The 24427-nt window shown below is 68.7% G+C and carries 24 protein-coding genes and 3 pseudogenes; 12 read left to right on the forward strand and 15 right to left on the reverse strand.

The annotated features are described in order from the left end of the window. The 3 genes from FHS38_RS36375 to FHS38_RS19430 form a co-directional block, all read right to left on the reverse strand. A partial coding sequence (locus FHS38_RS36375; RefSeq protein ID WP_376700053.1) for a hypothetical protein occupies positions 1 to 201 on the reverse strand: 201 nt, incomplete at its 3' end. Beyond that, a complete protein-coding gene (gene aspA / locus FHS38_RS19425; protein ID WP_184735090.1) occupies positions 198 to 1670 on the reverse strand; it encodes an aspartate ammonia-lyase in 1473 nt (490 codons plus the stop codon). The genes FHS38_RS36375 and aspA, both read right to left, overlap by 4 nt. 55 nt (positions 1671 to 1725) lie before the next feature. Further along, complete coding sequence (locus tag FHS38_RS19430) at positions 1726 to 2733, reverse strand: asparaginase (RefSeq protein ID WP_184735621.1); 1008 nt, start codon at positions 2731 to 2733, stop codon at positions 1726 to 1728. 215 nt (positions 2734 to 2948) lie between these two features. Between FHS38_RS19430 and FHS38_RS19435 the strand changes: the two genes are divergently transcribed. Beyond that, positions 2949 to 3404 carry an Lrp/AsnC family transcriptional regulator gene (locus FHS38_RS19435; protein WP_184735092.1) on the forward strand — a complete coding sequence of 152 codons (456 nt, stop codon included), beginning with the start codon at positions 2949 to 2951 and terminating at the stop codon, positions 3402 to 3404. 230 nt (positions 3405 to 3634) lie between these two features. Here FHS38_RS19435 and FHS38_RS19440 read toward each other — a convergent pair whose 3' ends face one another. Then, positions 3635 to 4480, reverse strand: a complete 846-nt coding sequence (locus FHS38_RS19440; protein ID WP_184735623.1) for a PaaX family transcriptional regulator C-terminal domain-containing protein — start codon at positions 4478 to 4480, stop codon at positions 3635 to 3637. Positions 4481 to 4515: 35 nt separating this feature from the next. Then, complete coding sequence (locus FHS38_RS19445) at positions 4516 to 5151, reverse strand: GNAT family N-acetyltransferase (protein WP_184735094.1); 636 nt, start codon at positions 5149 to 5151, stop codon at positions 4516 to 4518. 189 nt (positions 5152 to 5340) lie between these two features. On the opposite strand from FHS38_RS19445, the gene FHS38_RS19450 reads away from it, so the two are divergent. Further along, positions 5341 to 6333, forward strand: a complete 993-nt coding sequence (locus tag FHS38_RS19450) for an alpha/beta hydrolase family protein (protein WP_311775277.1) — start codon at positions 5341 to 5343, stop codon at positions 6331 to 6333. 104 nt (positions 6334 to 6437) lie between these two features. Here the strand turns inward: FHS38_RS19450 and FHS38_RS19455 are convergent, their stop codons facing one another. Next, positions 6438 to 6905, reverse strand: a complete 468-nt coding sequence (locus FHS38_RS19455) for a winged helix DNA-binding protein (RefSeq protein ID WP_184735098.1) — start codon at positions 6903 to 6905, stop codon at positions 6438 to 6440. Between the two features lie 214 nt (positions 6906 to 7119). On the opposite strand from FHS38_RS19455, the gene FHS38_RS19460 reads away from it, so the two are divergent. The 3 genes from FHS38_RS19460 to FHS38_RS19470 all read left to right on the forward strand — a co-directional run bounded on the left by FHS38_RS19460 (position 7120) and on the right by FHS38_RS19470 (position 8713). Then, positions 7120 to 7263, forward strand: coding sequence for a transposase (locus FHS38_RS19460; protein ID WP_184735100.1), 144 nt, complete (start codon positions 7120 to 7122; stop codon positions 7261 to 7263). A 231-nt stretch (positions 7264 to 7494) separates the two neighbouring features. Further along, positions 7495 to 7734 (forward strand): hypothetical protein, encoded by a 240-nt coding sequence (locus FHS38_RS19465; protein WP_184735102.1) that lies wholly within the window; start codon positions 7495 to 7497, stop codon positions 7732 to 7734. A 94-nt stretch (positions 7735 to 7828) separates the two neighbouring features. Continuing rightward, on the forward strand, positions 7829 to 8713 hold the full coding sequence (locus FHS38_RS19470; protein ID WP_184735104.1) for an IS5 family transposase: 885 nt from the start codon (positions 7829 to 7831) through the stop codon (positions 8711 to 8713). A gap of 47 nt (positions 8714 to 8760) precedes the next feature. Here FHS38_RS19470 and FHS38_RS19475 read toward each other — a convergent pair whose 3' ends face one another. From FHS38_RS19475 to FHS38_RS19490, 4 genes are all read right to left on the reverse strand, one after another. Further along, positions 8761 to 9588, reverse strand: coding sequence for a hypothetical protein (locus FHS38_RS19475; RefSeq protein WP_184735106.1), 828 nt, complete (start codon positions 9586 to 9588; stop codon positions 8761 to 8763). Between the two features lie 780 nt (positions 9589 to 10368). Then, positions 10369 to 11460 (reverse strand): serine hydrolase domain-containing protein, encoded by a 1092-nt coding sequence (locus tag FHS38_RS19480; protein ID WP_229822934.1) that lies wholly within the window; start codon positions 11458 to 11460, stop codon positions 10369 to 10371. Between the two features lie 224 nt (positions 11461 to 11684). Continuing rightward, the gene (locus tag FHS38_RS19485) at positions 11685 to 12581 is read right to left on the reverse strand and encodes an alpha/beta hydrolase (RefSeq protein ID WP_184735108.1); all 897 of its coding nucleotides are present in this window, start codon (positions 12579 to 12581) and stop codon (positions 11685 to 11687) included. Between the two features lie 32 nt (positions 12582 to 12613). Continuing rightward, on the reverse strand, positions 12614 to 12784 hold the full coding sequence (locus FHS38_RS19490) for a hypothetical protein (RefSeq protein ID WP_184735110.1): 171 nt from the start codon (positions 12782 to 12784) through the stop codon (positions 12614 to 12616). A 95-nt stretch (positions 12785 to 12879) separates the two neighbouring features. On the opposite strand from FHS38_RS19490, the gene FHS38_RS19495 reads away from it, so the two are divergent. Then, a complete protein-coding gene (locus FHS38_RS19495) occupies positions 12880 to 13620 on the forward strand; it encodes a hypothetical protein (RefSeq protein ID WP_184735112.1) in 741 nt (246 codons plus the stop codon). Between the two features lie 622 nt (positions 13621 to 14242). Further along, positions 14243 to 14554 (forward strand): SH3 domain-containing protein, encoded by a 312-nt coding sequence (locus tag FHS38_RS19500; protein ID WP_144440843.1) that lies wholly within the window; start codon positions 14243 to 14245, stop codon positions 14552 to 14554. A gap of 404 nt (positions 14555 to 14958) precedes the next feature. On the opposite strand, the gene FHS38_RS19505 is transcribed toward FHS38_RS19500, so the two are convergent. Next, on the reverse strand, positions 14959 to 15465 hold the full coding sequence (locus FHS38_RS19505; protein WP_184735114.1) for a LysM peptidoglycan-binding domain-containing protein: 507 nt from the start codon (positions 15463 to 15465) through the stop codon (positions 14959 to 14961). 89 nt (positions 15466 to 15554) lie between these two features. Further along, on the reverse strand, positions 15555 to 18782 hold the full coding sequence (locus FHS38_RS19510; RefSeq protein ID WP_184735116.1) for a DUF6519 domain-containing protein: 3228 nt from the start codon (positions 18780 to 18782) through the stop codon (positions 15555 to 15557). Positions 18783 to 20225: 1443 nt separating this feature from the next. Here FHS38_RS19510 and FHS38_RS19515 point away from each other — a divergent pair. The 4 genes and pseudogenes from FHS38_RS19515 to FHS38_RS19525 form a co-directional block, all read left to right on the forward strand. Beyond that, positions 20226 to 20564, forward strand: coding sequence for a thioredoxin family protein (locus FHS38_RS19515; protein WP_184735118.1), 339 nt, complete (start codon positions 20226 to 20228; stop codon positions 20562 to 20564). A 282-nt stretch (positions 20565 to 20846) separates the two neighbouring features. Then, positions 20847 to 21035 (forward strand): annotated as a pseudogene (locus FHS38_RS36380) (hypothetical protein); the annotation flags it as partial. A gap of 152 nt (positions 21036 to 21187) precedes the next feature. Continuing rightward, positions 21188 to 21478, forward strand: coding sequence for a hypothetical protein (locus FHS38_RS19520; protein ID WP_184735120.1), 291 nt, complete (start codon positions 21188 to 21190; stop codon positions 21476 to 21478). A 55-nt stretch (positions 21479 to 21533) separates the two neighbouring features. Then, positions 21534 to 21665 (forward strand): annotated as a pseudogene (locus FHS38_RS19525) (IS5/IS1182 family transposase); the annotation flags it as partial. Positions 21666 to 21724: 59 nt separating this feature from the next. On the opposite strand, the gene FHS38_RS19530 reads toward FHS38_RS19525, so the two are convergent. The 3 genes and pseudogenes from FHS38_RS19530 to FHS38_RS19540 form a co-directional block, all read right to left on the reverse strand. Continuing rightward, a complete protein-coding gene (locus FHS38_RS19530; RefSeq protein ID WP_184735122.1) occupies positions 21725 to 22372 on the reverse strand; it encodes a class I SAM-dependent methyltransferase in 648 nt (215 codons plus the stop codon). A 131-nt stretch (positions 22373 to 22503) separates the two neighbouring features. Further along, positions 22504 to 22620: pseudogene (locus FHS38_RS19535) on the reverse strand (IS5/IS1182 family transposase); the annotation flags it as partial. A 38-nt stretch (positions 22621 to 22658) separates the two neighbouring features. Further along, positions 22659 to 23258 carry a hypothetical protein gene (locus FHS38_RS19540; RefSeq protein WP_229822932.1) on the reverse strand — a complete coding sequence of 200 codons (600 nt, stop codon included), beginning with the start codon at positions 23256 to 23258 and terminating at the stop codon, positions 22659 to 22661. A gap of 410 nt (positions 23259 to 23668) precedes the next feature. Between FHS38_RS19540 and FHS38_RS19545 the strand changes: the two genes are divergently transcribed. After that, positions 23669 to 24418: a transposase family protein gene (locus FHS38_RS19545; RefSeq protein ID WP_184735124.1), complete on the forward strand. Its 750-nt coding sequence runs from the start codon at positions 23669 to 23671 to the stop codon at positions 24416 to 24418. Positions 24419 to 24427 lie beyond the last annotated feature (9 nt).

Raw genomic sequence — 24427 nt, forward strand, 5'->3', positions numbered from 1 at the left:
GGCCGTGGTGAGCTGGCTGACCGCGGTCCCGCTCGCGGGAACCTCCAGCCGAACCGTCATCGAGTACGAGACGCTAGGCGCCGTTGCCATGGCCGGTCTACATCCTTTCGTTGGTCGCGCGAGTCGGCCTCGCGTGAAGGGGAACGTTGCGGGCCGTCCGGCCCCGTGTTGCCGTGAGGCCGGACGGGCTGGTGATTTCAGAAGTCGGTGGCGACGGTCGCCCGGGCGTGCGGGCGGGCGAGGTTGTCCGGGTGGAGGATCCGCTGGAGCTGCTCCGGGGTGAGCAGACCCTTGGCCAGGACGAGGTCGTGCACCGAGGCGCCGGTGGTCAGCGCCTCCTGGGCGACGGCGGTGGCCTGTTCGTAGCCGATGTGCGGGTTGAGCGCGGTGGCCAGCCCGATGGACCGGCCGACGAGGTGGGCCAGGTGCTCACGGTTGGCGGTGATGCCGCTGACGCACCGCTCGGCGAGAGTCAGGCAGCCGGCCCGCAGATGGGTCAGGCTCTTGAGCAGGCTGTGCGCGATGATCGGTTCGAAGGCGTTGAGCTGGAGCTGCCCGGCCTCGGCTGCGAAGGTGACGGTCACGTCGTTGCCGATGACCTCGAAGGCGATCTGGTTGACCACCTCGGGGATCACCGGGTTCACCTTGCCGGGCATGATGCTCGAACCCGCCTGCACGGGCGGCAGGTTGATCTCGGCAAGGCCGGCGCGGGGGCCGCACGAGAGCAGGCGCAGGTCGTTGCAGGTCTTGGAGAGCTTGACGGCGATCCGCTTGAGCACACCGGACAGCTGGACGAAGGCGCCCATGTCCTGGGTGGCCTCGACGAGGTCGCCGGCGACGGTGAGGGGAAGCCCGGTGATCCTGTTCAGGTGGGCGCAGGCTGCCTCGGCGTACCTCGGGTGGGCGTTGAGGCCGGTGCCGATGGCGGTGCCCCCGAGGTTGATCTCGCGCAGCAGCGCACGGGCCTCGTCCAGGCGCGTCCGGTCCTCGGCCAGCATGACGGCATACGTGGCGAACTCCTGGCCGAGCGTCATCGGCACCGCGTCCTGGAGCTGTGTGCGGCCCATCTTCAGAACGTCGGCGAATTCCTCGGCCTTGGCCGCGAACGCCTGGCGCAGCACCTCCATGGCTTCCAGCAGGCGGCCGGCGGCGAGCTGCAGGGCGAGGCTGACGGCAGTGGGATAGACGTCGTTGGTGCTCTGCCCGGCGTTGACGTCCTCCAGCGGGTGGAGGTGCCGGTACTCGCCCTTGTCGTGGCCGAGGAGTTCCAGCGCCCGGTTGGCGACGACCTCGTTGGCGTTCATGTTGGTGGAGGTGCCGGCGCCGCCCTGGATGACGTCGACGACGAACTGGTCGTGGAACCGCCCGTCCCTGATCTCCTCACAGGCCCGCACGATGGCGTCCGCCTTGAGGTCGTCCAGCAGCCCCAGGTCGCGGTTGGCCCGGGCGGCGGCCTGCTTGACGGAGGCCAGGGCGATGACGAGGTCGGGGTAGGCGGAGATCGGGGTGCCGGTGACGGGGAAGTTCTCCACGGCCCGCAGGGTGTGGACGCCGTAGTACGCGGCCGCGGGGACGTCCTTGTCGCCCAGCAGGTCGTGCTCGGTGCGGACCTGCGGGTGCACGTGGGGCGAGGCGGGGACGGAGGAGAGGCCGGGAGCGAGTGCCGACATGGGGATCCGATCAGGTGCGGGGGGCTTGGTGCGGGGAGGAAAAGGGGAAGGGGTGTCAGGCCCGGGTGCCCGGCGCCGGTGCTCCGGGGGTGCCGAGCACATGGCGCAGTGCGTCGACGCGTTCGGCCGGGTCGGTGGAGGCCAGGGCCGCGGCGAGCACGGCGATCCGCGCCTGACCGGCGCGCAGAGTGCCGGTCAGTACCGCTCCGGAGGCCGCGAGGTCCACGGCGCCGCCGTGGGTGTAGATCTCCGCGACCGGCCCGGTGGGCACACGCGTGGTCACGGCGACGAGCACGCCGCGGGCAACCGCCTCGTGGATCGCAGTGCTGATCTCGGGGGTGGCGTTGCCTGCTCCTGTCGCCACCAGGACGATGCCCTGGGCACCCGCCTCGACGGCGGCGTTGAGGAACAGTGGATCGGCATCGCAGTGGTGCATGACGATGTCGACGCGAGGCAGTGGCGGGGCGGCCGACGGCAGGGGGAGCGGTGTCGGGCGCTCGGGCCGCCGGTGGATGCGCACTCCGTCGGCTCCCACGTCCCCGACCCGGCTGCCGGAGGGATCGGCGAACGCGTCGGTGGCCAGTGTCTGCACCTTCACCGTTCCGCGCGCGGCGTGCACCTGGCCGTCGAAGACAACCAGAACGCCGAGGTCGCGCACCGAAGCCGCCGTCAGCAGTGCGTCGTGGAGGTTCCGCGGCCCGTCGCCGTCCGGCGCTTCGAGCGGGCGCTGGGCGCCGGTGAGAACCACCGGCCGAGGGTCGTCGTGGTGGAGGTCGAGCAGGAAGGCGGACTCCTCCAGCGTGTCCGTACCGTGTGTGACGACGATGCCGCCCACGGAGGGATCGGCCAGTACCTCGCGTACGGTGCGCAGGAGCGTCAGCTGGTGTGCGGTGGTAAGCCGGGCGCTGTTCACGCTCATCAGGTCGACGACCCGCACGGACACGCCCTCGGGCACGACGGCCGTGGCCACCACGTCCCCGCCCCGGGCTTCGGCGGCGAAGCCGGAGCCCTGCCAGCGGCTGGCGATCGTCCCGCCCGTGCTGATGACGACGATCTGTTCCACGTCTGCTCGCTCCTCTGCCAGATGATCGCTGCCGTACGCGACGACGTGCCGCACGGCGGGTGCCTCCTCCCCGCTGTCCACTGTGGTTCGGGGGCACGCCCTCGCATGCCAGTTCGCACTGGGGGCGGGGCGGGAGCAACCATAGGACGATTCACGCGCAATCGGGTCGCCGATTCGGGCGCGCTCCGGGCTGAAACGTGGTGGATAATTGCGCAGTGGATCAGATCGACAGGAATATTTTGCGTGAGCTCCAGGACGACGGCCGATTGACCATCCAAGAACTGGCCCAACGGGTCGGCCTCACGTCCTCACCGTGCATGCGCCGCGTCCGCCAGCTCGAGCAGGACGGCGTCATCCAGGGCTACCGGGCGATCATCGACCCCGAAGCCGTCGGAAGGGGCTTCGAGGTCCTCGTCTCCATCGAGGTCAAACGCGACCGGGGAGCCGTCGAGGCCTTCGAGGCGGCGCTCCAGGACATCCCTGACGTCATCGAGGCATACCGACTCTTCGGCAGCCCCGGCTGCCTGCTGCGCATCGCGGTCGCCGACATCACCGCCTACGAACAGCTGTGGATCGAGCGTCTCACCACACTGTCCGGCATCACCGAGGTCAACTCGCAGATCATCATGAAACGGATTAAGGAGCCGCAGGGCCTGCCGGTCGGCCGCTGAAAGAGCGTCTTGGAAAACCCCGTCCCCTGAATGGGGGCCCTCCAGGATCAGGATCGGGCCCGAACATGGGGTATCGGCGTAGGAGAACCCCATTGGGCCCAGTGGGTGCCGTGGACGCAGAAGGGCCGGCCGGAGGGGTCGAGGAGTGCGGTCCAGTGCTGCCCGCCGGGCTGGTGGGCGGGCTGGGTGTCTTCGCCCAACAGCCCCGGCCTGCGCCGTCTGTTCCGTCTTCAGTGCGTGGCCCGGGCTGCTGCCTCGCGGGTGACATCGGCGTAGAGGCGGAAGAGGACCGGGCCGGCTTCGCCGTGGTCTCGTTCGCGCAGGGCTGCCCAGCACCGGGCGATGAACCCCCGGGCCTGGGTGCCGGGCCAGGGCTGGGGCAGGAGCTGGGGCGGCAGCAGCGGGTCGGGCTCCATGGCGCGGGTGAGTTCGGTGGCCAGTTCGACCGCGATGGTGAGGAGTGCGGAGGAGGAAAGGGAGGCAGGGCCGGTGAGCCGGTCGAGGCGGGGCTGGGCGATGCGGCTGAGGCGGTGGTAGCGGTCGGCGATCTCCTGTAGGGGCCATAGGCGGCGGGCGAGTTCGGCAGGCTCTTGGGTGTCGCCCCTGCGCAGGTCCGTCGTGGTGAGGAGGGTGAGCGTGCCATGGGCGCCGAGGCGGTGGGCCGCTTCTTCGACGTAGGGTTCCCAGGTGTTGGCGCAGACGTACAGTCCGCCCTGGAGTGGGGCGCCGCCGAGGTGGACGAGCGTCTCGCGCAGGGCGTCCCGGGCCGTGCGCGCCGATTCCGGCACCGCGAAGGCGGCCAGGTGCCAGACACCGTCCCAGGGCGCGAGTCCGGCGTCCTGCTGGAATGCGTGCCGGAGGAACTCCGCGTTGGGGGCGAGGGCACGCGTCGTGTCCGCGGTCGCGTGAAGCTTCGCCTTGCGGCCACGGCCCTCGTGGGTGAACCGACCTTCGGCCACGAGGCGTTTGACGCACAGCCGCACCTGCTGGTCGCTCATGCCCAGGATGTTGGCGACGGTGTACAGCTCGTCCGCGCCGACGGTGCCGTCTTCGCGGATCAGCGCGTGGACGAGCATGCGGGTGGGGACCTCGACGTGGTCCGTTTCGGCGCTCACAGTGGTGTCGCTCCTCTCGTTCCGACGGCGCGACGCATGGTGGTCACCGCGCCGAACCCCAGCAGCCCGCGCAGGTAGGGCGTGCGCTCGGTCCGCACGGCCGTGAAGCCACGCCGCTCGTACAGGGCCCTCGCGCGCGGGTTGCTGTCGATCACGTCCAGTCTGATCTCCCGGCGGTCCTGTTCCGTCGCGACGGCGGCCACTTCTTCGATGAGCAGGCTCCCGACGCCGCGGCCGCGTAGGCCGGGGTCCACGGCGATTCCGTCCATGACGAGTTGCCCGGGGGCCGGGTGGCGTTCGAACAGGGCGAGGAGCAGGAGTCGGTGCAGTCCTCGCAGGTGTCCGTACGCGCGCAGCACGTCGGAGGCCGATCCCCCGGTGAGGGCCCGGCCGTTGAGCTGGTAGCCGGCGAGGCCGACGAGCTGCCCGTCGAGGAGCGCGCACACCGCCCGGTCGGCGTTCAGGTGGGCCGCGATGAAGGGCACCGCCTTGTCCGGCGGATTCAGCGCGGGGCCGAGTTTGCGGCCGAAGGCGTCCCAGTACAGCTCGGCCGCCCGCCGCTCGGCTCCGGCCGGAACGCCCCGCCGAACTGTCACCGGCCCGGTGCCGGTGCCCGTCGCGTCCAGTCCCATGTCCGCGCCCCCTTTCTCGCTGTAACCTCAACTCAAAGCTATCATCCTCATGACGATCGTTCTGGAAGTGTTAGTTTTTCGGTGGTGCGTAAACCCCAACAGAGGCGGTCAGATCTCATGTGTCCGAAGATTCAGCCCCGAAGGCGCGGGCTCCGTATCGTCGTGTGGTCATGCGTCGCGGTCCTGGTCGTGGCTGCCGGTCTCGTCGGTGTGGTGCTGTGGCAGAACTCCTACGACATGGACGAGCAGCGGGTTTCGATCCGCCACGGCGGTCACACCCTCAACGGCGTGCTGACCACCCCCAAGGACGGGCGCAAGCACCACGGCCTGGTCGTGTACGTCCACGGCGACGGCTCCCTCGACGCCACCCACGACGACGGCTACAAGCCCATATGGGAAGCGAACGCCAACGCTGGGTACGCCTCCCTTTCCTGGGACAAGCCCGGCGTCGCGGCCGCCCCCGGCGACTGGCTCGACCAGTCCATGGACGACCGGGCCGACGAGGCAGCCGCCGCCATCACCTGGGCGCGCACCCGCCCGGACATCGACGGCGACCGGATCGGGCTCTGGGGCGCCAGCCAGGCGGGCTGGGTCCTGCCGAAGATCGCCTCCAAGACGTCCGTGAGCTTCGTCATCGCCGTCTCGCCCGCGATCAACTGGCTCCGGCAGGGCCGCTACAACCTCCTCGCCGAGCTGCGCGCCGACGGCGCATCGGCAGCCCGCACCCAGGCCGAGATCGCCAAGAGCGACACCACGCGCCGGCTCCTTGAACGCCATGCGACCTTCGAGGAATACGTCAAGGCCATGGGCGGCGGCACGGACGGCATGACCGCCGACCGCTGGGGCTTCATCTCCAAGAACTACACCGCGGACGCCACGCAAGACCTCCACGCCCTGCGCGGCATACCGGTGCTTCTCGCCCTTGCAGGCCATGACATCAACGTAGACACCGCCGACACGGAGCGCGTCTACCGCAAGGTGCTGGATGCAGGCGGCGCATTGACGGTCAAGCGCTACCCGGATGCGACCCATTCACTGCTCAAGCGGTCCATCGAACAGTCGGACCTCAACACCACGCTCACTGCGCTCTTCTCCCCCCGCTCGCTCTTCGCGGACAGGTTCCTGGAAGACCAACCACGCTTCCTCAAGGATCTCGGCCGAGGCAGCAACGCCACCCCATGACACTCCCGCGAGGTTGTCCACGGCGCGTTGTGCACGTGCACGTGTACCGCCCGGTGCTCTTGAAGCGTGTTTGAGATGTGGTCCCGACCCGGCCCCTCGGTCTGTCAGGCGACCGTTCCGCCCGCGTTGCGGATCAGCCGCTGAAGCACCTTCACCGTGGTGACGTAGTCCGCGTCGCCGATGCCCTCGTGGAGGGCGGCGCGGATCGCGGGAGCGTTGCGCGCGAGGTCGACGCGGGCCTGCTCCCCCTCCTCGGTGAGCCACAGCCGGTCCTCAGCGTCCTGGGTCAGCCAGCCACGCTCCAGGAGTACCGCGGCCTCTGCCGCCAGGTCGTCCTCGGGCCGGATGTAGGAAGTCATGGCCTCCCGCAGCTCGGGCAGGGTCATCCCCTCGCCGTCGGGCGAGATGTCGTTCTCCGACAGGTTGCGCAGCAGCCAGAACTGGGGCTGGGTGTAGCCCTTTGCGGCCTGCTGAGCCCGGGTGAAAGCGATGAGCGCCTCGTAGGCGACACCGGTCCAGTATGCGGCGGGCTGCCCGGCGAGTTCGGCGTCGGAGATCTGCTGGGGCGTCATGGGATATCCCCTCCTGGTGCTTCGGTTCGGAGCCTGCACGCCGTGCAGGTCATGCGGAGAGCGTAGGACCTCAAGCGCGGTTGAGGACAAGCGCGTGATCTTCCGGATGACGTCGGCACAGGAACCAGAAGCCGTCCCCGCCCTGAACACATTCGAGATGTTGATCAGGCCCGTGGAACGACCTCGGAATGGCTCGTGACCTGACGGAGAAACAGTGAAATTGTCTGGAGGCGGTGTTGCCTGCGTCGCCGGTGATGGGGGTAAGCCCCGGGACCGGCGGCAGGTCTTCGACGGGATCTGGTGGCGGGCTCGTACCGACCCCCCCTGGCGGGATGCGCCCGAACGGTATGGCCCGTGAGAGACCTTGTACTCGATCTTCCGACGCTGGTAGATCGATGGGACCTGGGCCCGCATCCTGAAGAAGCTGCAGGTCAAGACGGGTGCTCCGGGCATGCGCACCAGCGCCGCGGCGAGGACCCTGACGTCCTTCTGGGTGGCCTCCCGTACTCGGGCAACACGGGGGCAGGGTCCTTCTTCTACGGATTCACAACCCGCACCGGACGGGCTCCAGCCGGACGAGAAGATCGGCTTGACGGTCGCGGCCGTCCTACCTCTCAGCGAGCTTCGCTCGATCATCGCCGAGCCGTTTCTCGCAAACCTGGAGATCGAAACCGAGGTGGTCCGCTACGAGCAGGCTTGGGACGAGTACAGCGACCCGGCCGCCGCCCCAGGAATCCTTGCGGCACGCATCGAAGAGATCTCAGCAGAGGAGACAGGCGCATGGACTCAGCGCCTTCCCCGCCCTGCCACCCCAGGAACCAACCAATAGCGACAACGCCGCCCACGCCGACTCCTCGGAGTACGAGATAGGTCGTGTCCGACGGTTCGCGTGACCGAGCAGTGCTGAGGTCGTTGGAGCGAGCGTGGGGCGAGGCGATTTGTCGGATCGGGAGTGGGCCCGGCTTGAGCCGCACTTACCGAAGAACACGGGACGGGGCGGGAGGTGGGCATGCCACCGCAAGGTGATCAACGGGATCCTGTTCCGGCAGCGGACCGGTATCCCGTGGCGTGACTTGCCGACGCGGTTCGGGAAGTGGAAGACCTGCCATGACCGGCATCGAAGGTGGTCAGCGGACGGCACCTGGGAGAAGCTTCTGCGGGCTGTTCAGGCCGATGCCGATATGGAGGGCCGGATCGACTGGTCCATGGTCAGCGTCGATTCCACATCGTGCCGAGTCCATCAGCACGCCGCTGGAGCCCACCAATGCCCGGCGCGGATACCGGGCCGACGCAGGCGGCCCGCCCATCACCGGCCGGACGAGGCGATCGGCCGCTCACGCGGCGGGCTCACCACCAGGATTCACCTGGCGAGCGACGGCGGCTGCCGTCCGCTCGCCGTTCTGATCACTCCTGGGCAGTGGGGTGACGCCCCGCAGATGATCCCGGTTCTGAACCGCATCCGTGTCCCGCGCCCGGCCGGCGGACGCCCAAGGACGCGCCCGGCACACCTCTGCGGCGGCGACAGGGCCTACAGTTCCCGCCGCAACCGCTGCTGCCTGCGGCGGAGGCAGATCCGGCACACGATCCCCGAACGCCGGGACCAGCGGGCCAACCGCCAACGCCGCGGTAGCCGTGGCGGCCGGCCCTCAGGATTCGACCAGACGCGATATGCGCGCAGGAACGAAGTCGAGCGAACCATCAACGCGCTCAAGGGCTCCTGTGCTGTAGCCACCAGGTACGACAAAAGAGCGTATGTCTTTCATGGCACGGTTACCCTCGCGGCGATTCGGCTCTGGCTTCGCGCATGACCTGCCGGACAGTCCTTAGCTGGCGGATACCGTCTCGTGGCGATGCGTCACGACGATGTGCAGATCGCCTCTGCAGTCACTTTCTGGGGTGTGCCCGTCGTGTTCTCGGCAGTGATCTGCCATCCGGTGCCGTTGGGGAGTGCGCGAGAGGCGCCGATGAATGCCTGGCCGCTGGGGAAAGAACCACCACCGCTGGCTACTTGGCCGGGGTCGCAATTGGCAGTCGCAACGCCTTCATCGCCGGGCTGGACGGTGATCTGGTTGCCGAGCCGGGGCTCATGGGCGACCGTCGAGCACAGGGCGACCGCATTGAAGCTCTGCACCGCGTTCGAGTTGTTGAACACCACGGCGTGGTACGACTGGGTCGAGGCGGAGAACCGCAGGCCGACGACGTCGGTGCCTGTCGCCTCCCAGCCTCCGCCGGCGGGTACCTGGCTGCCGGGGCACCTGAGGAAGCTGCTGACGCTCTGTTGGTGGGCGGGCACCGTGAGGGGGGTGTCGGCCACGCGCGTGTGGGACTGAGCGGTGCAGACGACAAAGGCTGAACCTCGCCGCTCCACGGCCGATTTGTTGCTGAACTTGACTTCCCATGCATTGCCGCGGGGTGAGGAGCCGGTCAGGAAGAGCCCTTTACCGGACCTGACGCCGCCGCCTCCGCTCGGTTCACGGCCGGCTGGGCAAGGCGCGATGGCCGTTCTGGCCTGGCCTGCCGGGATGACCACCTCGGCGCCTTGACTCCCGGTGTGATCCGTCGGGGCTGCGGCCCTGGGCTCGGAGGCCGGCGCACTGCTTGTCCAGCCAGCGGCATCGGTCATTCCTGCGGTGAGGGTCAGAGCGGCGACCGCCGCCATCACCGGAATTCTGATCCACTTCACTTCGTCCTCCCCTGTGCTGTTACTCCTGCAAGGCAGGCATGCCCTACACACCCGAAAGAACCCGGAAAGTCACTCGTCTGAGCTAACGGGCCTCAAGAACTCCACTCCCACGAGTGGCCACCCTAGACACGAGTGGCCACCCTAGAAAGGAAGGGAACACAGGGACCTGGGCCTTCTCAGGTGCGTCCGACGAATCGCGTCAGGGACACAGCATGGCCACGCGGGCCCGCCGACCTGACCCGTCGGACAGGCCTAGGCGTTTCAGGGCCGGGCGGCGTCGGACCGAGGAAGACCCCGAGGCTTCCTGGGCCCGACGCCACGGGAAGTGCACTGCTCTCAGAGCAGGCCAGCCACCTAGTGGATCAAGCCTCCGACGAAGGCGTGGATCCCGGCCACGGCCCAGCCCAAGAGCTGACCGGTAATGGGCAAGAGCATCGCTGCACTCCTGTCATATGGGCCGCTCATCATCGCGGCCTGGTGACCGGATCAACGACGCCCCGTCCGGTCGGACACGTCCTAGTGCCCAGGCAGGCAACGCTTGCCCGTGAAGGAGCGCCCGCCACGGGGCGGCTGTGTCACCGCGGTGCATGCTCTCGGCGTGCGGCCGGAAGTTCCCGCACTGGACGCACTTGGGGCTTTTGGCCGGTGAGGCGAAGGGGGCACTTCCCTGCTCCAGCGAAGCCAGAGCTTGGGGGCACGTGCCGGGCGTCGCGACGGGGCGAACGTTGCCTGTCGGGGCACTAGCGTGCGGCGATCCGGCTACGGGACGAACGCCGGGACCTAAGAGGCGTTCTTGGCCTGGGCGTTTGCGTCACCGCACATCGCTTGCCGGTACAGCGTCTTCAGCGCGTCGTCGATGGGGTGGTGCTGCGGTTTTCCCGAGGAGTCCGGCTTGTTCCACCTCTGGAGGTTGACCGCGACGGACATCTGGCGCTTGCCGTCGGCCCGGGTCAGGGACATCGTTCCGGCCCCCCACACCGTGCCGTCGTGGCCCCAGAAGGTGCCGCAACCCTGGATGCCGACCTTGTGCAGACCGAGGCCGTATTCGATCATCGATCCGTCCAGGGCGACGACCGGGACCGTGCGCTGCATCTGCGCCAGCGACAACTGGTTGACGATCTTTCCGTCGAGCAGCTTGCCGTAGAAACGGTTGAGATCCTCCATGGTCGATACGAGAGCGGCGCCGGTCCCCGTCCAGGACATGTTGTAGACGCTGTAGTCGCGCGGCGGGTCGTTCAGGCCCCACAGAGCCTCGTACATCCGCGAGTGCGGCCCCTCGATACGCGGCCGGGCCGGAAACCCGGTGTGCCGGAGCCCAGCACGCTCGATGACATTCCGGGTGATGTACTCCTCGGCCGTGGTACCGGTCACCTGCTCCAGAAGTTGGCCGAGGAGCAGGTAATTGGTGTTGGAGTACACCCCCGGAGTGGCTCCGGGCTCGCCTGCGGGAGGCGCCTTGACCCCCATCTCGATCAGCTCGGCCGGGCGGAACTGCCTGAACCGGTTGTCGTCCAGGCTCTCGGGCGACATGTCCTGCAGGGAAGGGAACGCATAGCGGGTGTAGTCGGGTAGGCCGCTGGTGTTGTTGAGTAGCATGCGCACCGTGATCTTTTTGCCGCGCTCTCCCGGCACCAGCTGCGGCAGGTAGCCGCCGATCGGTGCGTCGAGCTGGATGCGGCCCTGCTCGACCTGCTGCATGACTGCGGCGGCGGTGAAGGTCTTGGTGATGCTGCCGACGCGCTGGCGCATGTCGGGCGTGACGGGACGGCCGGTCCTGACATCGGCGACCCCGGAGGCGCCGCGCCATGTCCGGCCGGCATCGCGTATCTCGGCGTACAACCCCGGCACGCCGGCGCGGTGGACACCGTCCATGGCGGACTTCAGCTCTCCGGGATCGAGGGCGGTCGCCGGGCTCGTGCTGGTGGTCGGCGCGGCCCTTGTCCCGTCGGATGCGGGAGCTGCCGCCACCGTGCCCACACAGACGCTCAGCGCGGCCACGCTTCCACATATCGCCAGTCGCATCTTCAAGACATCCGTCCTTTCGTGATCAATGAGTGCAACGGGGGCTCTCCCCCGTGCCTTTCGGCATCCACGGCTCACTTGGCCAGAGCGCGGCGCAGGGCGGCGCCGAGTTCGGCGTTCTGCCGCTGCGAGACCTCGGCGGACAGGAGTGCCTGCGATCCGTGGAAGGTGCCGGGCCACTGGTGGAGCTCGACCGACACGCCCACCTGCATCAGGCGCAGTGCGTATGCGATGCCCTCGTCGCGGTTCGGGCAGAACTCGGCGGTGGCGATGTAGGCCGGTGGCAGGCCGGAGAGATCTGCGGCCCGAGCCGGGGCGGCGTACGGTGTGGCGGGCTGGGAGCCCAGGTAGTGCCGCCACGCTGCGGCGAGCTTGTCGCGGTTGAACCAGGGCGTGTCGGTGAAGTTCCGTGCCGACCACGTCTCCTGCCGGTCGTCCAGTCCCGGCTGGTTCAGCAGTTGGAAGTGGATCGCCGGTCCCTGCTCGTCGCGCGCCCGCAGGGCCGTCGCGGCCGCGATGTTCGCGCCGGCGCTGTGTCCTCCGACCGCGATCCGCGCCGGGTCGATGCCGAGTTCGTCCGCGTGCTCGGCCGTCCAGGTCAGTACGGCATAGGCGTCGTCGAGGGCGGCCGGGAACCGGTGCTCGGGCGCCAGGCGGTAGCCCACCGAGATCACCGCCGCCCCGGCGAGGCTCGCGATCCGGGCGGCCCAGGGATGCTCGGTGTCCAGGTCGCCGAAGACTCCGCCGCCGCCGTGCAGCCAGACGATGGCGCCTTGCGCCTGGTGCGGGCGGTAGACCCGCACCGCCACATCCGGGTCGGCGGACACCGTGCGGTCCTCGACCTCCATGTTCGAGGTGTCCGGTGCCGGCGCCGCGGCGGCACGCTCGGAGAATTCCTTGCGCGAGGTGACCGGGTCGTTCATGTCGAGTTGCGGGAGAAACGGGATGAACGCTTCGAGTTCGGGATCCATGACGACCATCCTCACGCTCGTCACCCGATGGGTCACCCGCCATCCGTCGCGCATCCCACCGCGATCACGCACCGATCGGCGCCGCCCCGTCCTTCTCTCTCCTGGCGTTCCAGAACCCGCCCGTCGCCCACTGCGCGCCATCCCCAGTCGTGCAGCAGGATCACCGTGTCCGCCCGCAGGTCGAGCAGCGTAAACACGCTCACGCGGCGCGCCTGCGGCCTTCGTCGGCAGAGCGGTGTTGCCCATGACCCGAGGCCACTAGCGTGATGGCATGCACCGAAGCGATATCCCCCGACACATGCGCATGGCACTGGCCGTCGCCACAGCCCTTCTTCTCTCCACGGGGTGCACGAGCGCGTCGGGCACGACGGACGCCCGTCAGGAGGCGAAGAGTCCGGCAGCAACCGGCGCCCGCTCCGCGGGCTCCAAGGAAACCTCAGCAACCGCCGATGCCTTCAGGCATCGGGCCTCCGGCCTCATCCCCGCCCGGCAATTACAACGCGATGTGTGCGAGGCAGGCGAGGAGAGTTCGTTCAACCACGGTCGCGATACCTACCGGTTCAGGTGCACGCGCACGCTCATCATGTACTTCGGTGCGGACGGCGCAATCGTGGACCGAATCCGGGAAATGGACGCGGCCATCAAGGACGTCGTACGAAAGCGCACCGGAAGCAAACCAATAACCGATCAGTCATTCGAGACGGTCGACGAAGCCATGAAGTACTACGCGAGCGATGGGAAGGACGGGCCAGTGCCGACGCTGACTTACCGGTGGTCGGTCGGGGGCGGCGCACAAAACAAGTTCAAGGCAAGAATGGACTGGGAAGATCCGGTCAAGGACAGGGGGCGGTTCTTCCTGCAAGGGCCGGGGAACTATGTCTGTAGCACGAGCAACGGAGGGGTGAATGCGTCACGTTCGGCCGTGCAAGAGTGCCAGACAGTGGATCAGGAGGCCGAGACTTCAAGGATCCGGGCCCGGCACCGGTATGCGGTGAAGGTAACCCTCGAGGACAATTACTACGAACTCGAATGGGAATAGCGGGGAGGGGTGGGCAGTGGCGCCTGTCGGCGACCACCCACCGTGCGACGCTGGTGCAGCCCTCGGGTGCAGCTGTCACCTGCGGCCAACGGTGAGCCGTCAACGAACCCGTGCCGACACCCCCACAACCCTGGTGGCACCGCAGCTCAGTGATGTGGAGTGCCATCGCGGCGACGGCGGCCATTGCCAGCGTCATCGCTGCCGTGGCCGTGGCGAAATGACACGTTGCCGCCCTGCTGCCACTTGGCGAAGTAGCCGTAGACCGTGGCCCACGCCGGGAGTCGTGCGGGAGATGCCGGCAGAGTCCCGGCAGCGGTCTCCGTACAGGATCGCGTTCATGGTCTGCCACAGCTCACTCTCGGGCGGGCGCCCGGCGCCCGGGGCGCGCTGGCGGCGCTTGGCCCGCCACAGGCCGTGATGGCTCAACTCGCAGGCCCAGGTTCAGAAGCAGGCGCTGAAGGCACCCCCGCCGCACCCCCGACGCGGCACTGTCACCGATCGGTCATGGGCATGTCTTGAATCTGCTTCAGGGCCCTTTTCAAGATCATCCCGCTGATAGATTCCCGTCTCGCCGGGTCCAAGATCATCGGCACCCGGCTGGACCATCATTGAGGAGCAACAGGTGAATTCCGTAATTCGGGGGAAGAGCGCCGGCAAGCGTGCCGCTGCCGTGGCGGGCCTGCTGGTCGCCGCCACGCTCGGCGGCGCGGCTCTGGCGGCGCCGGCGTACGCCGACGACGTCTACGGCCACTGCAAGGGCGAGGGCGTGCGCATCCGCGCCGCCGCGAGCACGTCCAGCTCGGTCGTCGGCCTCTGCTACAGCGACCACCGCCTGGCGCACCGTGACGTTTCGGGCGACGGTCAGTGGGACAAGGTCTACGACGTGAACACCGGCGTGTCCGGCTGGATCTCGCACGGTTACTGGAGCTGGTAAACAGCAGCCGGGGGGCGCGGGGGGTCCCTACCCCGCGGCCCCCGGCGCTTTCTTCTTGGGTGAGGCGGCGGTCAGGCCGTACAACAGGTACGGACAAACCTCAAGGCGGGGCGTGGCAAAGCCGAGGACGACGCCGGGCCGAACCCTTCCAGGCTGTCGGCCAGCTCTACGAGGACCAGGCGGAGCACGCGCGGAACCTGCCAGCGAGTGGGCAGATAGGCGAGGGGCAGGGGCGCGTTGCGCGTGACCCGGTACAGATGCACGCCGACGCGGGCGTAGTCCCCCGTGTGTCGAGCGGGCCGGGGGCTACGACCGGTCCCGGGGTGGTCCCGAACCCGTTCACGGCGTTCTGTGTGAGCGCCGCGGTGACGGCCGGCACGGCCAGGGCGTTGCTCGTCGGGTCCTCACCACAGCGTGCTCAGGTCGTCGAGGTCGGTGAACCACTGCTCGGTGCCGGTGATCAGGCTTTCGGTGATCTCGACGGCGATCTGTCCGTCGTCGGCGAGCGTCTGGCGGACCTGCTCCAGGTTGTTCCGGAGCATGGGGTCGTTCTGGGCCGCAGCCTGAACCTTTTCGGCGGCGAGCACCTCGGCCGTTGCCTGGCGTTCGGCCTTGTCGGCCTCGAGGGCGCTCCGGGCGGTCTGGATGAGCGCGTCGAGTTCCCTGCTGATCTGCTCGAAGAAGGCGGCCAGGGCCCCCTCCACGACGTCGGGGACTTCGTCGCAAGCCTCGACCAGCGGTGGCACGACCACGACCATTCCCGGTCGCAGATGGTCGAGGTCGAGACCCGGATTGGCCTCGCGGATCGCCTGAGCGGCCCTTTCCTGCGCCGCCTTGGATGTTCCGGCCTTGACGAGCCGGGCAGCCAGGGCGGCGACGGTGTTCTCCTGCTCGACGACGACGATCGGCATCCTTGCGGTCCTTCCGGCGGTTGAATCGGGGAGGTCGAGGGCGAGAGGGAGCGGACGGTCCCTCGGAGGGCGGGGTACCGGACCCGTCGTCAGAGCACATCCATGACATTGAGGTTCAGCCACTTGGGGTCGATGTAGTCCTCCGGGTCGATGCCTCGACTGGTGATGTTGCCGAGCGCGGCGAGCGAGCCCGGGTCGACGTCGAGGTAGATCGACGGAAGGCCGCCCCTGGCACGGTTGGCGGTCACGGTCGCGGTCCTGGCCCGCACGGTGAGCGCGGCCGGGTCCGAGTCGCCGTGCTGGCGGAACTGGTTGGCGGAGACGACAGCGTCTCCGGCCACGTCGATCCGCGCTGCGGGGTGCTGGGCGGCGCCGGTGAAGGTGTTGGCGGAGACGATCGCGCTGACGTCCAGCGAGGCGTGGGCGAACGCGGTGTGGCGGCCGATGAGGTACGAGACCCGGTTGCCGACGACGGAGACGTACGGGCCGATGTGCCCGGTGCGGATGTCCGGGGTGTCGGGGTCCCCGTCGTCGTCCCCGGGGTCGTCGCCCACCAACAGGCCGCTCCACGGGGTGTGCCCGTCGTCGTCGACGTCCTCGGGGATCCGTCGGCAGACATTGCCCTCGATGGTGGTGCGAGCGAAGACGGAGACGTGGATGCCGAGGCACCGGTCGTCATCGTCGGGCTCGGCCCGGCCGATCCGCTCGACGGTGTTGCCGTGGACTCGGGACTCCCGGCAGGCCAGCACGGCCACACCGGTCCTGTGGTCCGGGCTGCCGCCCTCGTCACCTTCCTTGCCCTCGTCGAGCTCGGTGGTGAGGTTGCAGACCGTGTTGGATCCCACGAGTGCATGGGTCGCGCCGACGACTCGGATGCCGTCGGTGCCGCCGGTTTCGCTCCACTTGTGAGTGGCGATGTCCCGCAGCGTGTTGCCGACGATCACGGCGTCGGCGAGCCGGCCTCGTTCCGTGACCACGATCCCCCCTTCGCCGACTCCTTCGATCGTGTTGTGCGAGACGTCGAGGTCGCCGGTGGGCACCCGCACGAGGATGCCCACGCCCCCGATCCGGCTGATGCGGTTGCCCGAGATGCGGGTGGTGCCGCGCAGTACGCCGGACTCGCCGCTCCGCATGGCGATCCCGTGGCCCGAGCCGGTCTCCGGGTCCGGGTTGCCGGTGACCGTGTTGTCCCGGACGGTGTATCCGCTCGCCCCCACCTCGATGCCGACCCCCTTGCTCTGCACGTGGTTGTCGGTGATGTCGAAGGAGGCCCAGGGGGAGAGGGCGCCGAGCAACCGCAGACCCGCGCCCTGCGCGAACACCACCGTGTTGCCGCGGATGGTGTTGCGGAGCATGTGGGCCGCACTGCCGCGGAACTGCACGCCCGACCACCAGCACGTCAGCAGGTTGCCACTGATCTCCAGATCGGCTGTCAGCAGGTGTGCCCTGATGCCGCCGCCTTCGTCGTCCAGGTACTCCCGGGCCTCGACACCGATGCGGGCCGCGATGTCGCAGTCCTGGATGCGGGTGCGCAGGGACGCGTTGGAGAGCTGGACGGCGGTGCCCTGGCCGCTGTCCTCTCCCCCGCCGGCGATCAGCACGGTGAGCCGCCGGACGGTGACCTCGGCCGTGATGGAGACCTTGATCCCGGGCCGGTGGCTGCTGGAGATCAGCGCGAAGTCCTCCAGGGTGACAAAGGCCGAGAGGCTGATGTCGAAGCCGCCCCTCTCACCGATGAGCAGGGTGCCGGGGCCCTGCCCGTGGACCCGCACCGACCGTGCCTCCCGGATCCGTACGGGTTCCTCGCCGAGGTGGTAGACGCCCTGCGCGAGACAGACCGTGCCGCCGTCTTCCGAGACCGAGTCCACCGCAGCCTGCACGGTCATGACACCGCTGGCGTGCGACTCGGGGGTGACACAGACCGTGCAGTCCCCGCAGTGCCCGGCGTCCGGCCACAGCGTGCGGCAGTCGTACGTGGCGGAGGGGAACGTGACGACGGCCAGGCGGGCGTAGTGGTGGTGAACGCCCAAAGGGGGCGCCTCGTCGAGCTTCTCGACGGTGGCGGTGGCCGTGCGCGCGGTGAAGATCCAGTGGTCACCGGGGCGGAAGACACCGCCACCGGGTGCGTCGAGTGTCACGGTGATGCCGTGTTCGAGGACGACGGCCACGCTCCCGGTCCGTACCCCGATGACCCCAGGGGCGCCCGCGGCGTCGAGGTCCTCGAGTACGGCACCCGTTCCGCTCGTGATCGTGCCCGCTTGGGCCCACCGGCGGATCCGCAGATTCCGCCGGCGCGCCTCGTCGGTCGTGGCCGGCAGGTCGGTCGGCAGCGCAGGGCTGAAGGAGACCGTCCCGTCGCCGTGCACCGTGGTGATGCGGCGCATCTCACCGGGCCGCTCGTCGAGTTCCCGGTGGTCGTCGAGGATCTCCACCCAGTCGTTCTCGCGCAGGCCGGGCACCGTGTCACGGCCCAGGTGCTCGGGCCGCAACCGGTCGGGGGCCACGACCTCGACGACCCGCACGGCGACGGAGCCGTTGTCGCGGGACCACTTGAAGGTGGCGGTGCCGGGGGCTCCGCCGTCGTGGATCTCGACCCGGTAGGTCTGGTTCTCGAGCCCGCGGTAGGCACCGCCGGGCGGCGGCGAGCCGGGGTCGTCGGCAGCCGCCACGGCGACCGCGTCGGTGGTGAGCCGGCCCGCGGAGAGGGCGATGACGTCGGCCCAGCCGGGGATGTCCTCGTCCTTGGTGCCGCAGTTGATGCCGGGGGTGTCGGGTTCGTGCACGCGCACCCGCCACACGGTCTGGGTGCGGCCGGTGGTGTCGACGCCCACCGCCTCCTCGACCAGGTCCGGCGCCTGGAGCGGGGTGACCTCGCGCTGCCACACGTCCAGATAGACCAGATGGGTGCCCGTGGTGGGCAGGTCTTTCGGGGCCGACCAGTAGGGCTGGTGCGCGTACGGGGTGTCCTCCTCGCTCACGGGGTCGGCGAGCAGCGGGTCGAGGACGATGCCTCCCGTGCCGTGGTTCTCGGCGAGCAGGCCGTCGACGTACATCCGGCCGCGGCCGATGGTGATGCCGTCCGCCGAGCTCGTGATCCGGAAGGCGTCGGGGGTCGTACGGGGGACCACGGCGACGCCGGAGAACCCCTCCGCGATGCCAGGGGTGCCGAGGTCGGCGGCAGCGGCACGCAGTCGGCGGTCGACGATCGCCACGAACTCGTTCCAGTCGGAGCCGAGCGGCAGTCGGCCCTGCTGCACGACGACGCCGGAGTGGTCGCGCAGCGCGTCGAACCTCGCGCGGCTCAGATCGGCTCCCATGGGGATGCCTCCTTCTCAGGTCGCGTGGAAGAAGCCCGCTTCGGGTCCGAAGCGGAGGTACTCGTCGAGCCGCAGCAGGAGATCGCTCTCCCGTCGCGGCGTGAACAGCAGGTGGGTCGCGCCCATTTCGCTCTCGTCGTCGGCATCGCGCCGGATGGTGTCCGGTGTGGCGGTGCCGATCCGGCGTACGCGGGGTCGCCGAAACGGAGCGAGGTGAAGCGCGAGCGGGTGGCGCGGCGAGTGTCGGGAGGATCGGCGGGGCCCGGGCGGCAGCGGTAGCGACGGCACGGGCGCGATTCCTCCGGCACGTGACTGAAGCGCAGGTATCACTGCCGGCGTCCCGTTCATGCGCGTGCCCCAGGACAGAGCCGCCGGTTCCCGCATGCTGGGGGTGGCGCGCGCGTGCGGCCTCGTGTGGTTCATGCACTGCCTGGTCACGAGGCGTTCGAAAACGCGACGGCATGGGCCGGCCAGCCGGTGACGTCCCGGGTCAGCTGCTCCAGCGCGGCGGCCGTGGCCCTTGCGACGCCGGTAGGCGATGGTGTGAGCCCCCTCGGCGCGCGGTGAGCGGACCTTGTCCGCCACGCCGTCAGCACCACGGTGACCAGCACGCAGGCCGCGTGCGCGACGACGGCGTGCCGTCGGCGCCGCCGTCCGGCGGGCTTCATGCAGCCGACGACATTCATCAGCGTGAAGGGTGTCGCGAGGTACCGGAAGAAGTCGGCGATGCCGCGGGAGGTCCGGAACCGGTTGAGGAATGCGAGGGCATGGGCCGAGGTCTTCGGCAGGACATGCGGATTCGCTGCCCCCGCGCGTCTCCGCCGACGGCTCGAGGACCGCACTGCCCAACGCGCTCAGTGGTCCGTGATCACCGACGCCATGCACGCGGATTTCGATCGAGCTCATGGGCTCAGCACAGCACAGGCCGGATTGTCGACGGCGTACGACGCGCGCCCGTGCCCTCTATGAGTGGCAGCGTGCGCTCCGATGCCGTGAACCCGCATTGCCGTGGGCGGTCTCGGCCCCTCGTAGCAGGCTTCCCGGCCGACCGCGAGGGCTCGCATGGTGCCGGTGCATGCTGTGGCCCATGCCCCCTCGGTGCAGGGGTGTGCACGTTTGGCCACACGAGCGCCGTGGTCGGGGTCCCGTCGACTGCTGGGCCGCAGAGGTCCTGGGCCGGAGGTTAAAGAAAACGCTGATTCCGGAAGCTTGGAGTAGACCAGCGCCAGGTGGGTCAGCTCCGTCAGCCTCGCGGTGCACCCGTTTCGCGATCTCCAGCAGCGCGGGAAAGTGCAGGAGAGGCGCTCGCGCACCGCGCCTTGGTCAGCAGCACCCCCTGCTGACCGGGGCCACTTGCCCGGCGGCCTTCCCGGGTAAGTCGACTCCGCGAGTCACAGGCGATGATGGTGCCCCGATACGTCGATCACGAGGTCAGGAGCTCCGATGCCAAGACGGGTTCATCAGCCACTCGAGGACGAGGAGGTCGACTTTGTCCTCAGGATGAGCGACGGCCCGGTCCTCGCCTACTTCTCCGGGACGTGGCCTAAGGCGATCGAGGCGTGCCGGGCAATGGACCTTGTCGTGGGTCGGATCGCCGAGGAGTACGCGAACCTCCTGACGGCCGTCAAGATCGACATCACCCGTTGTCCGGTGGCGACCAAGCGGTACGGCGTCACCGGGGCCCCGTCCGTCGTCCTACTCAAGGAAGGTGAGGTGGCGGCACGTAGCGCGGGACCGATGACCCACGCCGAGTTCCGGGAATTCCTGATCGCGCACCTCTGACCGGCCGTCCGCTCCCCGCCGAGAACGGTGCGCAGGCACAATGGCTCGACGCGAATGCAATGACCCGCGCCCGTTCGCACACCCCGGTGACTGTCCGACGCGATCACCTGAGCACAGCTCGGTGGCATGACCGGAACGGCACACCTGCGGGTGCTACGAAGGGGCGGATACCAAAGGGCCCGAACCTCCCGGTGAACGAGGTTCGGGCCTTCTCTTGCCGGGCCGTAGCCGCAGCCGCAGCCGCAGCCGCAGCCGCAGCCGCAGCCAGAAATATCAGCTGGGCACGTCTTCGCCCGCATGAAGTGCTGGAAGATCCTTCGCGACTTCCGCTTGAAAGGCGATGGCGTCCACCACGCCACGCTCGGCGTCGCCCACCTTCGCCACCTCACAGTCCCCGACTCAGGTGATCCTTGCAGGACAGCGCCCAGATCGACATGCGAGCAGACGCCTGCCGAGCCATCGTGGGTGTAGGGGCGAACACCCCTACACGCCGCCCACCTCGGGAGGGCAACGTGCAGCAGTACGAGCTAAAGCCCGGTCGTCACCGGGCCGCATGAGCAAAGTGACATCTGCTTCAAAGCCGAGAGGTCATACGACAGTACTCACTGGTGCGGAGGGTAACCATGAACAAGAAGCCCGCCTGCGGACCTGAGCGCGACCCTGAATTCTTTGCCGAAATCGACAAAGTCTTCGCCCAATACCCCGAAGCCGCCCGTAGGTATGCGGTGCGTTGCATGAGGCGCGAACTGGAAACACTAAAGATCGACTTCACCAAGCAAATCGGGCTGTCACGGGTTGAGGACGGCCGGATCATCACAGAGTTTCACGATCGAGACGACGACCTGGTGCGTTCGGCACACCACGCCTGCTGCGAGTGGCACCAAGGCCACTGTTACGAGCAGTGCCAGGAGTAACTCTCCGCACCTTGCCGTGCACCGCCGACACTGCGGCGCCGCCGGCGGTGCCCCGTCGCGGCTCGAGCCTGCCTTCGCCCGCATGACGAGCTGGAAGATCCTCCGCGACTGCCGCCTGAAGGGCGACGGCGTCCACCACGCCATGCTCGGCATCACCCGCCTGCACAACCTCACTGTCGCCGGGTAAGCCAGCACGCCGCTTATCACGCGCCCCAGGCCGACTCAGAGATCATTGCAGGACAGCCCTTAGGCTTTGCGGGCGAGTAGTTGAACCTCCTGAAACTGCCGTCGGTCGGTGGGCTGGGGCTCGCGAACCATCCGGGCTACCTCGACCAACCCGGACGTGCGCAGCATCTCGGCAAGGTGATCAGGAGACCACCGATAGGCCGGCGCGACTGCGTGATCGAAGACCTGCGTCGGGTGAGACGGATCATCGCTTGCCGAAAAGCCGACCAGAAGGTGGCCGCCGGGTGCCAGCACACGGTGGAACTCCGCCAAGGTGACGGGGAGTTCTTGTGGTGGAGTGTGGATGATGGACCAACGTGAGAGTACGCCGCCCAGCACGCCGTCAGCGATGTCCAACGCGGCCATCGAGCCCACGTCGAACCGCAGGCCCGGATAGGCCTGTCGAGCCAACTTGATCATCGCAGGGGAGGCATCAACACCAAACGCCGCCAGCCCCAGCTCGTCCAGATGAGCAGTGATGTGGCCAGGCCCACACCCCAGGTCCGCGACCTGACCATCCCCACTCGCACTTACGACCTCGGCGAAGGCACCCAGGATCGCGCGGTCCAGGGGGCTGTCACGCAGCGAGTCGCGGAACAGCTGCAGATAGGTGGGGGCAGCAGCGTCGTAGGCGTCGCGGGTGGCACTGAGGGCATCGTGTTCGACCATGCTCGCGACAGTAGCTCCTGGCGCTGAGGCGAGCCGAGAGAATCACGACCTTCCCTCCCGCCTGTCAGCCCGGGCTGTCACTGATGGCCTGTCATGCAGCCTTGGCCGGGTAATCGGTCCACTGAGCGTATTCAGCGTTGCCGCTCCAGGGTGAGGACGGCTTTGCTGATGACGGTCATGTGGTTGGGGCTGATGCGGGATCTGCGGAAGATCTGCGCGGAGCGAAGGGCCCGCCCCCGCCGGGCAGGCGGTGGGGGCGGGCCCTTCGTTCGACGCGACCGTGAGATCAGGCGCGCACCATCCACCAGGCGCCGATGCCGTTGCAGCCGCCCGCCATGAAGTTGATGCTGCGGTAGCCGGGCGGGATCGGGGAGCCGGAGCAGGTCCAGATGCCGTTGCGGACGAGCTGGTGGTACCAGGCGCCGACGCCGTTGCAGCCGGTGCGGTTGTAGCCCGTGATGACGTAGCCGGGCGGGATGGGCGAGCCCCCGCAGGTCCAGCGGCCGTCACGGGCGAGCTCGTGGTACCAGCCGCCGACGCCGTTGCAACCGATGCGGTTGTAGTTGGTGATCACATAGCCGGTCACGATCGGCGAGCCGCCGCAGGTCCAGATACCGTCGCGCACGGGCTCCTGGTACCAGGCGCCGGCGCCGTTGCAGCCGCCGCGGCTGTAGTTGGTGATGACGTACCCGTCCGGGACGGGCGCCCCGGAGCAGGACCAGCCGCCGGCCATCGCCGCCCCGGTGGTCGCGGCGGTGGCCGTGCCGGTGGCGGCGCCGGTGAGGGCGGCCGCGATCAGTGCGACGGTGCCCACGACGGCGGCGAGGCGGCTCCGGATGGCAGCCAGCGTCTTACCGCTCCACAGGTGACCGAAATATCTGTCCAATTCACACCAGTCCTATCGACATGCTCACTTCAGGTCTGTCGACGGTCAAGAACACCGGATGACGCAATAAAAGTCACCCCGCACGGTCGCGATTGTGAGAAGCGCGTCACTGTGCGTAGATGCCAAACCTGGGCTCGCCGGGCTGGTATGGGGGAGCGTCAGGTTCCGGATGTTGCTGCGGCACTCGTACGGGTGAACGGGGTCGGTGGGCCGTTCGTAGGACCGTTCGGCATGCTGGACTGTGGTGACCTCGATCGAGGGGATCGCCATGAGCGCACTCACTGAGCGTTTTCAGCGTGGCTACTGATCGGGTGAGGCCGATGAGGTCGAGGTGAGGGACGCAACGCACAAGGCTCCGGTGCCGTTGAGGGAGGTGTTCGAAGTCTCAACCCGCCGCCACAGAAGCCCTGTTGGTTCCCTATTCTGCCGCACTCGACCTCCCGCACGCCCTGGTCGAGTGGGTCACGATGCTCATCGTCACCCGAGAGGGTGACCGGCGGTGCAAACTCCCGCCGCACCGGCGTGCGCTCGTCACTCTGGTGTACCTACGCCACCACGACACCCTCTCCCGGATCGCCGCCGGCTTCGGGATATCCGTCGGCACCGCCCACGCCTACGCCACCGCCGCCACCGGCCTGCTCGCCGACCGCGCGCCGGGCCTGCTCAAGACGCTTCGCGAGCACGATCCGGAGTTCGTCCTGCTGGACGGGACTCTCGCCGAGTGCGACCGCGTCGGCGACAGCCGGGCCGACTACTCGGCCAAGCACCGCCGGCACGGCGTGAACGTCCAGGTCGTCACCGACCCCGCCGGCGAGGTGCTGTGGATCTCACCCGCGCTGCCGGGCCGCACCCACGACCTGACCGCAGCCCGAACCCACCACATCATCCGGATCTGCGAACGCCAGGGCGTCCCGATCCTCGCCGACCGCGCCTACCAGGGCGCCGGCTCCTGGGTCACCACCGGACTCAAACGCCCACCGCGCGGTGAACCCACCCTCACCCAGCGCACCGTCAACCGGGCCCTGGCCGCAGCCCGGGCACCGGTCGAACGCAGCATGGCACGACTGAAGTCCTGGCAGATCTTCCGCAGATCCCGCATCAGCCCCAACCACATGACCGTCATCAGCAAAGCCGTCCTCACCCTGGAGCGGCAACGCTGAATACGCTCA

Origin of the sequence: Streptomyces netropsis (assembly GCF_014203545.1) — a bacterium.
Taxonomy (GTDB): domain Bacteria; phylum Actinomycetota; class Actinomycetes; order Streptomycetales; family Streptomycetaceae; genus Streptomyces; species Streptomyces netropsis.